At 68.1% G+C, this 14,341-nt stretch carries 14 protein-coding genes; 8 read left to right on the top strand and 6 right to left on the bottom strand.

The window, feature by feature from the left end; genetic code table 11:
• The first annotated feature begins 21 nt into the window (after positions 1–21).
• Positions 22–1,464 carry an MFS transporter gene (locus ABL838_RS08975; protein ID WP_418125090.1) on the top strand — a complete coding sequence of 481 codons (1,443 nt, stop codon included), beginning with the start codon at positions 22–24 and terminating at the stop codon, positions 1,462–1,464.
• 16 nt (positions 1,465–1,480) lie between these two features.
• Here ABL838_RS08975 and ABL838_RS08970 read toward each other — a convergent pair whose 3' ends face one another.
• Positions 1,481–2,782 carry an SUMF1/EgtB/PvdO family nonheme iron enzyme gene (locus ABL838_RS08970; protein ID WP_418125089.1) on the bottom strand — a complete coding sequence of 434 codons (1,302 nt, stop codon included), beginning with the start codon at positions 2,780–2,782 and terminating at the stop codon, positions 1,481–1,483.
• Positions 2,783–2,957: 175 nt separating this feature from the next.
• Between ABL838_RS08970 and ABL838_RS08965 the strand changes: the two genes are divergently transcribed.
• The 3 genes from ABL838_RS08965 (at position 2,958) to ABL838_RS08955 (ending at position 5,627) form a co-directional block, all read left to right on the top strand.
• A complete protein-coding gene (locus tag ABL838_RS08965) occupies positions 2,958–3,497 on the top strand; it encodes a TRAP transporter small permease subunit (protein WP_176664638.1) in 540 nt (179 codons plus the stop codon).
• A 61-nt stretch (positions 3,498–3,558) separates the two neighbouring features.
• The gene (locus tag ABL838_RS08960; protein ID WP_184635750.1) at positions 3,559–5,109 is read left to right on the top strand and encodes a TRAP transporter large permease; all 1,551 of its coding nucleotides are present in this window, start codon (positions 3,559–3,561) and stop codon (positions 5,107–5,109) included.
• Positions 5,106–5,627 carry a hypothetical protein gene (locus tag ABL838_RS08955; RefSeq protein WP_418125088.1) on the top strand — a complete coding sequence of 174 codons (522 nt, stop codon included), beginning with the start codon at positions 5,106–5,108 and terminating at the stop codon, positions 5,625–5,627. The genes ABL838_RS08960 and ABL838_RS08955 overlap by 4 nt, the downstream gene beginning before the upstream one ends.
• Positions 5,628–5,633: 6 nt before the next feature.
• Here ABL838_RS08955 and ABL838_RS08950 read toward each other — a convergent pair whose 3' ends face one another.
• The 5 genes from ABL838_RS08950 to xseB all read right to left on the bottom strand — a co-directional run bounded on the left by ABL838_RS08950 (position 5,634) and on the right by xseB (position 10,344).
• Positions 5,634–5,978, bottom strand: a complete 345-nt coding sequence (locus ABL838_RS08950; RefSeq protein WP_418125087.1) for a hypothetical protein — start codon at positions 5,976–5,978, stop codon at positions 5,634–5,636.
• A 95-nt stretch (positions 5,979–6,073) separates the two neighbouring features.
• The gene (locus tag ABL838_RS08945; RefSeq protein WP_418125086.1) at positions 6,074–7,153 is read right to left on the bottom strand and encodes a TRAP transporter substrate-binding protein; all 1,080 of its coding nucleotides are present in this window, start codon (positions 7,151–7,153) and stop codon (positions 6,074–6,076) included.
• A 113-nt stretch (positions 7,154–7,266) separates the two neighbouring features.
• Positions 7,267–9,138 carry a 1-deoxy-D-xylulose-5-phosphate synthase gene (gene dxs / locus ABL838_RS08940; protein ID WP_418125085.1) on the bottom strand — a complete coding sequence of 624 codons (1,872 nt, stop codon included), beginning with the start codon at positions 9,136–9,138 and terminating at the stop codon, positions 7,267–7,269.
• Positions 9,139–9,160: 22 nt separating this feature from the next.
• A complete protein-coding gene (locus ABL838_RS08935; RefSeq protein ID WP_369659063.1) occupies positions 9,161–10,081 on the bottom strand; it encodes a polyprenyl synthetase family protein in 921 nt (306 codons plus the stop codon).
• Entirely contained in the window at positions 10,078–10,344 is a 267-nt protein-coding gene (gene xseB / locus ABL838_RS08930; RefSeq protein ID WP_130425965.1) for an exodeoxyribonuclease VII small subunit, read from the bottom strand. Before xseB ends, ABL838_RS08935 begins: the two co-directional genes overlap by 4 nt.
• 264 nt (positions 10,345–10,608) lie before the next feature.
• On the opposite strand from xseB, the gene ABL838_RS08925 reads away from it, so the two are divergent.
• From ABL838_RS08925 to ABL838_RS08910, 4 genes are all read left to right on the top strand, one after another.
• Positions 10,609–11,748: an aromatic ring-hydroxylating oxygenase subunit alpha gene (locus ABL838_RS08925; protein WP_184635741.1), complete on the top strand. Its 1,140-nt coding sequence runs from the start codon at positions 10,609–10,611 to the stop codon at positions 11,746–11,748.
• 147 nt (positions 11,749–11,895) lie between these two features.
• Complete coding sequence (locus ABL838_RS08920; protein WP_418125851.1) at positions 11,896–12,813, top strand: DMT family transporter; 918 nt, start codon at positions 11,896–11,898, stop codon at positions 12,811–12,813.
• A 43-nt stretch (positions 12,814–12,856) separates the two neighbouring features.
• Positions 12,857–13,765: a sulfurtransferase gene (locus ABL838_RS08915; protein WP_418125084.1), complete on the top strand. Its 909-nt coding sequence runs from the start codon at positions 12,857–12,859 to the stop codon at positions 13,763–13,765.
• Positions 13,762–14,340, top strand: a complete 579-nt coding sequence (locus ABL838_RS08910; protein WP_126022863.1) for a DUF2796 domain-containing protein — start codon at positions 13,762–13,764, stop codon at positions 14,338–14,340. The genes ABL838_RS08915 and ABL838_RS08910 overlap by 4 nt, the downstream gene beginning before the upstream one ends.
• The last annotated feature ends 1 nt before the right edge of the window (position 14,341 follow it).

Genomic DNA, 14,341 nt, shown 5'->3' with positions numbered 1-14,341 from the left:
CCAGAATCTGCCGGGCTGCCGATGACAACGCTCCAAACAGACATCCCCGCCCGCCTCGACCGCCTGCCGTGGTCGCGCTGGCACTGGCGCGTGGTCATCGCGCTGGGCGTGGCCTGGGTGCTCGACGGGCTGGAGGTCACGCTGGTGGGCTCCATCGGCGCGGTGCTGGAGCGGCCCGACACGCTCGGGCTCACAGCCGGCGAGATCGGGCTGTCGGGCTCGGTGTATGTCGCGGGCGCGGTGCTCGGCGCCCTGCTCTTCGGCCGGATGACCGACCGGCTCGGGCGCAAGAAGCTCTTTCTCATCACGCTCGCGGTCTACACCGTCGGCACGCTGGCGACGGCCTTCTCGCCGAACTTCGCCTTCTTCGCGCTGTTCCGCTTCATCACCGGGCTGGGCATCGGCGGGGAGTACGCGGCCATCAACTCGGCCATCGACGAACTGATTCCGGCGCGGGTGCGCGGGCGCGTGAACCTCGCGATCAACGGCAGCTTCTGGATCGGTGCCGCGCTGGGTGCGGCGCTCAGCCTCGTGCTGCTCGACGCGCGCGTGATCGGGCCGGTGTGGGGGTGGCGCGCCGGCTTCGCGCTGGGGGCGGTGCTGGCGGTAGCCATCCTGCTGGTGCGGCGCCACGTGCCCGAGAGTCCGCGGTGGCTGGTGGCGCACGGGCGGGCCGACGAGGCGAAGCGCATCGTCGATCGCATCGAAGCCGAAGTCGAGGCGCAGCACGGCCCGCTGCCCGCGCCGCAGGGCTTCGTCGTGAACTACACGGCCGCGCGCCCGAACAGCCCGCCGATGCGCCAAGTGGCCCGGGTGCTGTTTCAGCGCTACCCGCAGCGCAGCGTCGTCGCGCTGGCGCTGATGATTTCGCAGGCCTTCTTCTACAACGCGATCTTCTTCACCTACGCGCTCGTGCTCACCCGCTTCTACGCCGTGCCCGAAGGCAACGTGGCGCTCTACATCTTTCCGTTCGCGCTGGGCAACGTGCTCGGGCCGCTGCTGCTGGGGCCGCTGTTCGACACCGTGGGCCGGCGCCGCATGATCGCGGCGACCTATGTGCTCGCGGGCGTCGGCCTCGCGCTGACCGGTTGGGCCTTCATGCAGGGCTGGCTCGACGCGCGCGGGCAGGCGTTGTGCTGGTCGGCAGTGTTCTTCCTGGCATCGGCGGCGGCGAGTTCGGCGTACCTCACGGTGAGCGAGGTGTTTCCGCTGGAGATGCGCGCGATCGCCATCGCCATCTTCTACGCGGTGGGCATGGGCGCGGGCGGCTTCGCCGCGCCGCTGCTGTTCGGCCTGCTGATCGAGACCGGCAGCCGCGGCGCGGTGATGGTGGGCTACTGCATCGGCGCGGGGCTGGTCATCGTGGCGGGGCTGCTGGCGCTGCGCCATGCGGCCGACGCGGAACGCAAGCCGCTGGAGGAAGTGGCGCCGCCTCTGGCCTCCGAGGCCGGCGGGGAGCGCTGAGTGCCCTGACGCCGGGTCAGAGAGCGCAGGTCCGGAAGCCGAAGAAGCCGTCGTCGCGCTCCGGCAGCGCGAAGCCGCGGCGGCGCAGCGACCGCAAACGGGCACGTGTCGCGAACGAAGCGCCGCGCAGCACGCGCGCCCGGCCGAAGGCAGCGGCCGGATCGAACTCGGTGCCCGCGCTCCACGGATCGGCCCGGTAGCCGGGCCAGGGCTGCAGAGTGCCCGAAGTCCACTCGTGCACGTCGGCCCAGCGGAAGCCGCGGCGCGCCGCCGTATGGGCGGCGATCTCCCATTCGACCTCGGTCGCCACGCGACGGCCGGCCCAGCGCGCCCAGGCGTCGGCCTCCCACCAGCTCAGGTGCACGGCGCTGTGATGGCCGGCCGCGCGCACGGTAGCGCCAAAGCGCTGCTGCAGCACCGAGCCGCCCGTGCCATTGCGCGCCGCGCCGATCTGCTCGATATGGCGCGGCCCGCGCCGGCCCTCGATCTGCGCCGAGAGCCAGCGCCAGCCTTCGCCATGCCAGAGCTCCTCGCGGTCGTAGCCGCCATCCTCGACGAATTCGACGTACTGGTTCCAGGTGACGGGCTGGGCGTCGATCTCGAATTCGGGCACGTCCACCCGGTGCGCCGCGCGCTCCTGCGCGAAGGCGAAGCCGCTTTCGGGCATGCCCAGCTCCCAGCGCGTGGCCGGCAGCAGCAGCGGCTCGCGCGTGACAGCCATGGGCGCCTGCTCGACGCCCAGGGGCAGGCCCAGCGTCTGCGCCATCACCACGAACTGCTCGCCGCGCATGTCTTCGTGAAACAGCGCGAGGCGGTAGAAGTAGAGGCCGGCGTCGGTCTCGGCGGCGTTGTCGAGCAGTTCGAGGGTGCTTTCCAGCGTCTCGAGCAGGTAGGCCTTGGTCTGGGCGAGGTCGGGCAGATCGGCCGGCCAGTGGTGGCCGGGGCCGACCTGGGCCGGGTTCCACCAGCCGTCGGCGCCGGGGTCGATGGCGGCCAGCCGCGTGGGCCGCACGGGGCAGTCGGCGCCGAAGGCCCGCTGGGTGTTGCGCCCTATCCACCATTCGGCGAACCAGCCGATATGGCCCGCCAGCCAGACCGGAGGCACCACGTCTTCCTCTCCGGGCGCGGGCGGCAGGGCCAGGGCCTCGGCTCCGAGCGCCTGCTCATAGAGCGACAGCAAGTGCAGCGTGTGGTTGCGCGCGTCGATCAACGCCAGCGACAGGAGCTCGCGCCCGGCCCGGCACATGTCGGGCGAATCGATGGAATGGGGCTGGCCAGCGGCGCCCGAGGGCGTGGAAGGCGGAAGGCGCGAGGACATGGAAGATTATGGCGACCGGCCCGTCGCCCGGCCGGCCAGGTGGGCCCGCATTCCGGGTAAACCCCGCCCCCGGTTGCAAGGCAATACAAAGGTTCACCGGGGTAACATCGCGGGCTTTGCGCAGCCCCCACCAGGGGCCGGCGCTCCATCATCGGGATTCGTGGGAGACACCCCCTTGTCTGCATTCCTCAAGTTCGCGACCGGCATGGACTGGATCAGCGAAAAACTCGGCAAGATCGCCGGCTACGCCGTCCTCGCGGCATCGCTCATCTCGGCCGGCAACGCACTCATCCGCTATGGGCTCGATTTCAGCAGCAACGCCTGGCTGGAGATCCAGTGGTACCTGTTCGCCGCCACCGTGATGCTGGGCGCCCCCGTGGTGCTGCGCTTCAACGAGCACGTGCGCGTGGACATCATCTACGGCAAGCTCAAGGGCTACGGGCCGGTCTACGTGGACCTGTTCGGCCTGATCTTCTTCCTGCTTCCGGTGATGGGCCTCTTCACCTACCTCACCTGGCCCTTCTTCTGGAACATGTGGGTCACGGGCGAGATGTCGGGCAACATCGGCGGCCTCATCCGCTGGCCCGCCGCGCTGCTGATGCCGGTGGGCTTCGCGGCGATGTTCCTGCAGGGCGTCTCGGAAATCATCAAGCGCATCGCCTACCTGCGCGGCCTGATCGAGATGGACACGCACTACGAGAAGCCGGTGCAGTGACGGGCGCAGTTCCCCGCGCCCTCACGCCTTCGCCCTCTCCCGCACCGCAGGACAAGTAGAAATGCACATGGAAAATTTCGCCCCGATCATGTTCGCGGGGCTCGTGGTGATCATGCTGATCGGCTTCCCGGTCGCGTTCTCGCTCTCGGCCCTCGGCCTGATCTGCGGCTTCTTCGCCATCGAGATGGGCTGGTTCCCGGCCGGCTTCATGGCCAACCTGCCGCTGAACGTCTTCGGCATCCTCTCCAACGAAACGCTGCTCGCCATCCCGTTCTTCACATTGATGGGAGCGGTACTGGAGAAATGCGGGCTGGCCGAGGACATGCTCGACTCCATGGGCCAGCTCTTCGGCCCGGTGCGCGGCGGCCTCGGCTACTCGGTGATCATCGTGGGCTTCATCCTCGGCGCCATCACCGGCACGGTGGCCGGCCAGGTGATCGCGATGGCGATGATCTCGCTGCCGATCATGATGCGCTACGGCTACAACATGCGCTACTCCACCGGCGTGCTGGCGGCCTCGGGCACCATCACGCAGCTGGTGCCGCCGTCGCTGGTGCTGATCGTCATGGCCGACCAGCTCGGCACCGACGTGGGCCAGATGTACAAGGGCGCATGGGGCCCCTCGATCCTGCAGGTGCTGATCTTCGCGATCTACACCTTCCTGGTCGGGCGCCTCTACCCGAGTTACGTGCCGGGCCTGCCGGCCAGCGCGCGCACGCTCAACGGCTGGGCGCTATGGGGCAAGTGCCTGCGCGGCATCATTCCCTCGGCCATCCTGATCTTCGCGGTGCTCGGCTCGATGGGCGGCCTGCCTTTCATGGACAAGGCCATCGCCACGCCGACCGAAGCGGGCGCCATGGGCGCGGTGGGCTCGCTGGTGCTGGCGCTGATCCACCGCCGCCTGAACTGGCAGCTGCTGAAGGACGCCATGGAAGGCACCATGCGCCTGACGGCCATGGTGGTGTTCATCCTGATCGGCTCGCGCGTGTTCTCGCTGGTGTTCCAGGGCGTGGACGGCGCCAAGTGGATCGAGCACATGCTCTCGGGCCTGCCCGGCGGGCAGGTCGGCTTCCTGATCGCGGTGAACATCTTCGTGTTCTTCCTCGCGTTCTTCCTCGACTTCTTCGAGATCGCCTTCATCATCCTGCCGCTGCTGGGCCCGGTGGCCCACAAGCTGGGCATCGACATGGTGTGGTTCGGCGTGCTGCTGTGCGTGAACATGCAGACCTCGTTCATGCACCCGCCCTTCGGCTTCGCGCTGTTCTACCTGCGCGGCATAGCGGACACGCTCTTCAAGAACGGGGCGCTGCCCAAGAAGGTGGAATCGCGCGACATCTACCTGGGCGCGGTGCCTTGGGTGGCGATGCAGCTGCTGCTGGTGGCCATCGTGATCTTCTTCCCGCAGACGGTCACCGTGTTCCTCGAGAAGGAAAAGGTCGTCGACATCGACAAGGTCAACCTCGACATGCCGGTGGAAGAGCAGCCAACCTCGCCCGAGAACAACGGCGTGAACATGGAAGACCCGTTCGGCAACGAGAAGAAGGACGAACCCTCCACACCGCCGCCGTCCACCGATGCGCCACCGGCTTCCGGTGAAGCCACCAAGCCGTGAGCGACCAAGCCCACGGCCCGGCTGAAGAACCAAAACAACAAGACGACGACAACAGCCCCGGCAACGACACGGCCGGGGGCATCATCGAAAGCCCCGCCTTCCCGCCGCTGCTGCGCACGCTGGCGGTGGTGCTCGTCATCGATCTCTTCGCATTCGCGATCTGGAGCCTGCCCTCGCTGCGCACGGCCGATTGGTCGGCCAGCGCGCTGGTGGTGATGGGCGTCGCGGCGCTGTGCGTGGTGTGGGTCGGCTACTGGATCGTCTACAGCCGCACCCGGCTCGAGGGCGACGTGCTGGTGCAGACATGGCTCTGGGACAAGCGCGTGAGCGCGCAGGAAGTGGCACAGCTGAAGCTGGTGCACATCCGCATGCTGGAGCGCGTGATCGCGCCGCGCCTGCTGGTGCGCCGGCGCTTCGGCGGCATGACATGGTTCCATTCAGCCGATGCGGCCGTGCTCGTGGCCTTCGGCGAGCAGGTGGCGAAGCGGACCATTCCGCCTGCGCCGCCGCAGGCATAGCGAACCCTATCGGCGCAGCAGCAGCCGCATCGCTTCGCCGACGGCCTGCGGCTTGCCGGCGCCCTCACCGGCCGGGCAAATGGCGGCCTGCGCCCTCTCCTTGCCCTTCGGACCCACCGTCGCGTGGAGCCGCTCGCAATCGCAGCGCAGCCGGCCCTTCAGCGTCTTCGTGCGCGCATCGCGCAGCTCGGCCACCCAGCACGAATCGCCGCAGCCGCAGGAGCGGTACTCCAGCACCTCGCCGGGCGTGTTCCACGGCAGCGTGTAGATGCCCGTGCCGCCAGCGGCCTGGGCGGCCGGAGCAAGCGCGGCCATGAAGAGCAACGCGGCGAAGGACGACGTTCGGAGCATCGGGCGGGACCTGCTGGAAAGTGGAAAGCTGCGCATCGACGAAAAAAAGCCCCGCCGGGACCGGCAGGGCTTCCTGTTCGACGAGGCGAGACCTCTTACAGCTTCTGCTGCTGCATGAAGCGGTCGAAGGTGCCTTCGGTATAGCGGAACCAGGCGTTCTGGTCGGCCAGGAATTTCGACCAGTCGCCGTAGATCTTCTTCCACTCGGGGTTGGTGTTGTTCAGGTCCGAGTAGATCTGCTGGGCCGACTTGAAGGCGGCGTTCATGACGTCCTGCGAGAACGGACGCAGCTTGGTGCCCGAGCCCACGAGCTGTTTCAGCGCGATCGGGTTCTTCGAGTCGTACTTGGCCGTCATTGTGATGTTGGCGTGCGCGGCAGCCGCCTCGACGATCGCCTTGTACTCGGCCGACAGGCCTTCCCACGCCTTGGTGTTGATGTAGAAGTCCAGCTCGGGGCCGCCTTCCCACCAGCCGGGGTAGTAGTAGAACGGGGCGATCTTGTTGAAGCCCAGCTTCTGGTCGTCGTAGGGGCCGACCCACTCCAGGCCGTCCAGCGTGCCCTTCTCGAGCGCGGGGTACAGGTCGGCGCCGGGAATGGATTGCGGGATCACGCCGAAGGGCTCGAGCACCTTGCCGGCGAACGGGTTGGTGCGGAACTTCAGGCCCTTCAGGTCGGCGACCGACTTGATCTCCTTGCGGAACCAGCCGCCCATCTGCGCGCCCGTGTTGCCGCCCGGCAGGTTCATGATGTTGTACTTGGCGTAGAAGGCGCGCATCAGCTTCAGGCCGTTGCCTTCGTACATCCAGGCGTTCTGCTGGCGGGTGTTCATGCCGAAGGGCACCGCGCAGCCCAGGCAGAAGGTCGGGTCCTTGCCGTAGAAGTAGTACGGGGCCGTGTGGGCCATCTCGACCGAGGCGTTCTGCACGCCGTCGACCACGCCGAACGCGGGCATCAGCTCGCCGCCGGCATGAACGGAAATCTGGAACTTGCCGCCCGTCATGTCGCTGACGCTCTTCGCGAACACCTCGGCGGTGCCGAAGATGGTGTCCAGCGACTTGGGAAAGCTCGACGCCAGGCGCCAGCGGACGGCGGCTTGCGCGTGAACCGCGGGTGCGATGCCGGCAGCCAGAACGCCCGCAATGCCGGCGTTTTTGATGAGGGAACGACGATCCATTAGATAGCTCTCCGAGTTCTTTGAAAAAACGAAACGCGGCTTGTGACCGCGTTGGGGACTTTTGTGTAAGTCCCGGGGATTGTAAAAACGCGCTTACACGCCCCGGGGCGGGTTTACCCTGCGCTGTTGCTGCTGGCGCGAACGAAGCGCTCGCGGATCGACGCCTCGATGCCGATCGAGTCCAACCCGATGGAGGCAAGCAACCTGGCCGGATCGCCATGCTCGATGAAGCGGTCGGGCAGGCCCAGCTGCAGCACCGGCTTCTGCACGCCGGCGGCCTGCAGCGCCTCGAGCACCGCGCTGCCCGCGCCGCCCATGATCGCGCCCTCTTCCAGCGTCACGATGGCATCGTGCGTGCCCGCGACCTTCAGCAGCAGCTCGACATCGAGCGGCTTGGCCCAGCGCATGTTGACCACGGTTGCATCGAGCGACTCGGCCGCCGTGAGCGCCGGGTACAGCAGCGTGCCGAAGGCGAGGATGGCGATGCCCTTGCCCTCGCGGCGGATCTCGCCCTTGCCGAAGGGCAGCGCGTCGAGCGTGAGATGCGGCGCCGCGCCGGCACCCGAGCCGCGCGGATAGCGCACCGCCACAGGGTGGCTCTGCTCGTAGGCGCTCGTCAGCAGCTGGCGGGTTTCGCGCTCGTCGGCCGGGCAGGCGATGCTCATGTTCGGAATGCAGCGCAGGAACGGGATGTCATAGGCGCCCGCATGCGTCGCACCGTCGGCACCGACGAGGCCCGCGCGGTCGAGCGCGAACACCACCGGCAGGTTCTGGATCGCCACGTCGTGGATGAGCTGGTCGTAGGCGCGCTGCAGGAAGGTCGAATAGATCGCGACCACCGGCTTCAGCCCCTCGCAGGCCAGGCCGGCGGCGAAGGTCACGGCATGCTGCTCGGCGATACCAACGTCGTAGTAGCGGTCCGGAAAGCGCTTCTCGAATTCGACGAGCCCGGAGCCCTCGCGCATCGCGGGCGTGATGCCCACGAGACGGCCGTCCGCGGCTGCGGTGTCGCACAGCCACTGGCCGAACACCTGCGTGAAGGTCTGCTTGGGCGCCGAAGCCGGCTTGACCAGCCCGACCTGCGGATCGAACTTGCCGGGGCCGTGGTACGCCACGGGGTCGGCCTCGGCCAGCTTGTAGCCCTGGCCCTTCTTCGTGACCACGTGCAGGAACTGCGGGCCGTCGAGGTGCCTGAGGTTCTCCAGCGTGGGCACCAGCGAATCGATGTCGTGGCCGTCGATGGGGCCCACGTAGTTGAAGCCGAACTGCTCGAACAGCGTGGCCGGCACCACCATGCCCTTGGCATGCTGCTCCAGCCGCTTGGCCAGCTCGAACAGCGGCGGCGCGTTGCGCAGCACGCTCTTGCCGACGTTCTTGGCGGCGGCGTAGAAGTTGCCGCTCATCAGCTGCGCGAGGTAGCGGTTGAGCGCACCCACCGGCGGGCTGATCGACATGTCGTTGTCGTTCAGGATCACCAGCAGCTTGCAGTCGCACACGCCCGCGTTGTTCAGCGCCTCGAAGGCCATGCCGGCCGTGAGCGCGCCGTCGCCGATGATGGCCACCGTGTGGCGGTCCTCGCCCTTCTGCTTGGCGGCCATGGCCATGCCGAGGGCGGCCGAGATGCTGGTCGACGAGTGGGCGGTACCGAAGGTGTCGTACTCGCTCTCGGTGCGCTGCGGAAAGCCCGAGATGCCGCCGATCTGCCGCAGCGTGGGCATGCGCTCGCGCCGCCCCGTGAGGATCTTGTGCGGATAGGTCTGGTGGCCCACGTCCCACACGAGCCGGTCGTGCGGCGTGTTGAACACGTGGTGCAGCGCGACCGTCAGTTCCACCGTGCCCAGGTTCGAGCTCAGGTGGCCGCCGGTGCGGGAGACGTTGTCGAGCACGCAGGCGCGCACCTCGTCGGACAGCTGGCGCAGCTGGGCCCGGTCGTATTTGCGGATGGGCGAAGGGTCGTGGAGTGTGGGAAGCAGCGGAGCAGCCATGGGGGAGGTTTGTTCTTTTCTCTCAGCGATCGCGGTCGACGACCATGTGGGCCAGCGCGCGCAACGCCGCGGTATCGGCCAGGCCGCTGCGCTCCAGTGCGGCGAGCGCGTCGGCCAGCAGCTGGCGGGCCTGGGCGCGGGCGCCGTCGAGGCCGAGCAGCGACACGTAGGTGGGCTTGTCGGCCGCGGCGTCCTTGCCGGCGGTCTTGCCGAGGGTCTGCGAGTCGGCCGTGACATCGAGGATGTCGTCGACCACCTGGAACGCGAGGCCGATGGCCGCGCCGTAGTCGCGCAGCGCGGCCAGCGCCGCGGCGCTCACCGTGCCGCAGGCGGCGCCCATCTCGACGCTGCCCTGCAGCAGCGCGCCGGTCTTCAGGCGGTGCATCTCGCGCAGCTGCGCTTCGTTCAAGGCGATGCCGACGCTGGCCAGGTCGATGGCCTGGCCGCCAGCCATGCCCTGGCTGCCCGCGGCGCGCGCGAGCAGTCGGCACAGCAGGGCCTGGGTGGCGGCGGGAATTTCATCGCCCTCGGGGGTGAGCAGTTCGAAGGCCAGGGCCTGCAGGGCGTCGCCGGCCAGCAGGGCATCGGCCTCGCCGAACTTGACGTGCACCGTGGGCTTGCCACGGCGCAGCACGTCGTTGTCCATGCACGGCAAGTCGTCGTGCACCAGCGAATAGGCGTGGATCAACTCGGTGGCGCAGGCTGCGCGCAGAGCGGCGGCAGCATTGCCGCCAACGGCCTCGCTGGCGGCCAGCACCAGCAGCGGCCGCAGGCGCTTGCCGCCGTCGAGCACGGCGTAGCGCATGGCGTCGCCCAGCAGCACAGGGGCATCGACACCGACCCAGCGCGACAGCGCAGATTCGACATTCGCCAGGTGGGGTTCGCTCCAGCCGGCAAGCGTGCGGGCGTCCCAGGGCGCGGAATTCAGCGTGGCGGCGCTCATTCAGGCGTCCAGACCTTCAGGCTGCCCGAATCGAGCACCTTGATCTGGTCTTCGACCGCCTGCAGCTTGTCGCGGCAGAAGGCCAGCAGCGCCGCGCCGCGCTGGTAGCTGACTAGCAGCTGGTCCAGCGGAAGCTGGCCCGACTCGAGTTCCGCCACCAGTTGCTCCAGTTCCTGGAGCCCGGCTTCGTAACTGGCTGGCATCGGACCCGTGTCGGGCGTTGCCGCCGGGCTGGACGAGGAAGGGGGAGGCACCTTGGGCATGCAAGCGAAACGTGGGTGAAACGAGGCATTTTAGGACCGTGACCGGAACAAGTGGCGGGCGGGCCGCCCCTCGCCCTTGCGGAGACCTATCGCACATTGCGAAATGCCGCGGGAAGCCGGGAGGCCAAAAAAATGGCCCCGGGTACAATGCGAACTTCTCTCGTTGACGACGTTCAACACTGCTCCGGGCAGCCGAATCCTCCTGGCGGCGCCTTCCGTTCTTTTCTTCCTTTTCTCCCTGTGGGGAGCTTGGTCAGGTCCTCCATGTCTGATTTAAGTCTTCAACTGCAGCAGGCCGCGAGCCAACTTCCAGTTTCCGCGTATTTCGACGAGGCGCTCTTCGCCCGCGAGATGCAGAACCTTTTCTCGCGAGGGCCCCGCTATGTCGGCCATCGCCTGGCCGTGCCCGAGATGGGCGACTTCCACACCCTGCCCCAGGAGCACCAGGGCCGTGCGCTCGTCCACACGCCCAAGGGCGTGGAACTGATTTCGAACGTCTGCCGCCACCGCCAGGCCCTGATCCTGAAGGGCCGGGGCCAGCTCGAGAGCCAGTCCGGCGGCAACATCGTGTGCCCGCTGCACCGCTGGACCTACGCCGCGAGCGACCCGCGCACCACCGGCACGCTGATCGGCGCCCCCCACTTCGAGCAGGACCCCTGCCTGAATCTGCATAACTACCCGCTCACCGAGTGGAACGGCCTGCTGTTCGAGAAGAACCCCGACGGCTCTGGCCCCGACGTGGCGGCCGACATGGCCGGCCTCGGCCCGCAGGCCGACCTCGACTTCTCGGGCTACGCGCTCGACCGCGTCGAGCTGCACGAGTGCAACTACAACTGGAAGACCTTCATCGAGGTCTACCTCGAGGACTACCACGTCGGCCCCTTCCACCCCGGCCTGGGCAGCTTCGTCACCTGCGACGACCTGCGCTGGGAGTTCAAGCCGCGCTATTCGGTGCAGACGGTGGGCGTGGCCAACCGCCTGGGCCGCGCGGGCAGCCCGGTCTACCAGAAGTGGCAGGAGCAGCTGCTCAAGTACCGCGAGGGCAAGCCGCCGAAGTACGGCGCCATCTGGCTGACCTACTACCCGCACGTGATGGTCGAGTGGTATCCGCACGTGCTCACGGTGTCGACCCTGCACCCCGTGAGCCCGACGAAGACGCTCAACATGGTCGAGTTCTTCTACCCCGAGGAAATCGTCGCCTTCGAGCGCGAGTTCGTCGAGGCCCAGCAGGCCGCCTACATGGAGACCTGCGTGGAAGACGACGAGATCGCCGAGCGCATGGATGCCGGGCGCCGCGCGCTGATGCTGCGCGGCGACAACGAGACCGGCCCCTACCAGAGCCCGATGGAAGACGGCATGCAGCAGTTCCACGAGTGGTACCGCAGCGCGATGCAGAACGCCTGAGCCGATGGCTGCCGCATCGACGGGTGTTCCAGGAACACCACGGAACCGGCTTTGCCGGGCCGTTGGTGTTGCCCCCGGTGAGGGGGTAGGAGAAGCGACACGAAGTGCGCGAAGCCTGGGGGAGAACCAATAGTGCAAGCGCTGTGGATGGTGCTGGGGGCCTTTTTGTTCGCCACGATGAGCGTGGTCGTGAAAGTCGCCTCGGCGTGGTTCAACAGCGGCGAGATGGTGCTCGGGCGCGGCCTGATCGGCATCGTCTTCCTCTGGCTGCTGGCCCGCAACCGCGGCGTGTCGCTGGCCACGCGCTACCCCGGCATGCACGCCTGGCGCAGCACCATCGGCGTGGTGTCGCTGGGTGCGTGGTTCTATGCCATCGCCCACATGCCGCTGGCCACCGCCGTCACGCTCAACTACATGAGCAGCGTGTGGGTCGCGGCCTTCCTGGTCGGCGGCGCGCTGCTGGCCTGGGTGCCCGTGCCCGGTCGCGACGGCCGCGTGGAGCGCCCGCCGCTGCAGGGCGCGCTGGCGATGACGGTGCTCGCAGGCTTCGTCGGCGTGGTGCTCATGCTCAAGCCCAGCGTGAACGGCAACGAGGGTTTCGCGGGCCTGCTGGGACTGCTGTCGGGGCTGACGGCCGCCTTCGCCTACATGCAGGTGGTGGCGCTGTCGCGCATCGGCGAGCCCGAACTGCGTACCGTCTTCTACTTCGCGGTCGGCTCGGCCGTGGCCGGCGCCATCGCCACCACGTTCACCGGTTTTTCGGGCGGCACTTCCTGGACGTGGGAGCATGCGCTGTGGCTGCTGCCCATCGGCCTGCTCGCCGCGCTCGGCCAGCTGTGCATGACGCGCGCCTACGCCACCGCCAAGACACAGGCCGGCACGCTGGTGGTTGCGAACCTGCAGTATTCGGGCATCGTGTTCGCCGCGTTCTACGGCGTCGTGCTGTTCGATGACCGGATCGACGCGGCCGGCTGGGCGGGCATGACCCTTATCATCGCGAGCGGCATTGCTGCAACAGTGTTGCGACAACGGGCCGTGCCCAAGGCCCCGGCCGAGGAACACTGAAGCAGGCAGCGTGCATTTCCAGATTCCCCAAGGAGCAAGCGCCATGTACGACACCCTCATCTCCGCCGAGCAGCTGCAGCAGCTGCAGGCCAGCGGCAAGCCTTTCATGGTGTTCGACTGCAGCTTCGACCTGATGAAGCCCGAAGCCGGCGCGCAGCAGTACGCGACTGCACACATTCCGGGCGCTCTCTACGCCAACCTCGACACCGACCTCAGCGCCAAGCACGGCGCCCCCGGCGCGCATGGCGAAGTCGTCGTGGCGCAGGAGGACGGCGTGCCCGCATCGGGCGGACGCCACCCGCTGCCCAGCCGCGAGAAGTTCGCGGCGTGGCTCTCCGGCATCGGCTTCGCCAACGACATGCAGGCCGTGGTGTACGACCGCAACGGCGCCAACTACTGCGGCCGCCTGTGGTGGATGCTCAAGTGGATGGGCCACGACGCGGTGGCCGTGCTCGACGGCGGACTGCAGGCCTGGCAGGCCGCTGGCGGCGAGGTCACCGGCCGCGAGGAGCCAGCCCGCTTCCAGTCGAACTTCGTCGCGGGCGAGCCCATCGCGAAGCTCGTGACCACCGAAACAGTGTTGCGCCGGCTCGGCCAGCCTGACCAGAACCTGATCGACGCACGCGCCGGTGCGCGTTACCGCGGCGAGGTGGAACCTCTGGACCCGATCGCCGGTCACATCCCCGGGGCCCTGAACCGGCCTTTCGCCGACAACATCGGTCCCGACGGCAAGTTCAAGCCGGCATCGCAATTGCGTGCCGAGTTCGAAGCGCTGCTCGCGGGACGTGATGCGGCGACAGTCGTCCACCAGTGCGGCAGCGGCGTGAGCGCCGTGCCAAACCTGCTCGCCATGCAGATCGCGGGATTCGGGACGACCGCGCTCTATGCCGGCAGCTGGAGCGAATGGAGCAACACGCCGGGGCTGCCGACCCGGCAAGGCGCTGAACCATGAAGCACATCCGACTCCGACGCACCACCGGTCTCGCAATCGCAGCCGCGCTCCTCGCGGCAGCACCGTTCCTCACCGCCCAGGCCCAGCAGCAGCACGCCCACGTGCACGGCCAGCTCAAGCTCGACGTGGCCGTCGACGGCCCCACGGTGGTGATCGACATGGAATCCCCGCTCGACAACATCGTGGGCTTCGAGCGCGCACCCAAGACCGATGCCGAGAAGAAGATCGTCGAAGACGCCGTCGCCCAGCTGCGCGCGGCCGACAAGCTCTTCATCGTCGACCCCGCCGCCAACTGCAAGCTGGGCCCGGTCGACCTGCGTTCCGGCGCGCTGGGTCTCGGCAACCCCGACCCCAACGAGCCCGTCGGCCACGCCGACCTCGACGCCACCTTCTCCTTCAACTGCACCAACGCGGCCGCCGCGAAGTTCATCGACCTGAACCTGTTCGGCGCCTTCAAGGGCCTGCGCCAGATCGACTCGCAGATCGCCACCGCGCAGGGCCAGTTCAAGCGCCAGCTCAAGCGCCCCGCCGGCGCGCAGGCGGCCCAGCCCGCACGCCTGAGCTGGGGCAAGTGAC

It is taken from the genome of Variovorax sp. 160MFSha2.1 (assembly GCF_048305075.1).
GTDB lineage: Bacteria > Pseudomonadota > Gammaproteobacteria > Burkholderiales > Burkholderiaceae_C > Variovorax > Variovorax guangxiensis.
Note: the sequence above shows the minus strand (reverse complement) of the source record. Positions and strands in the feature narration are given on the sequence as shown.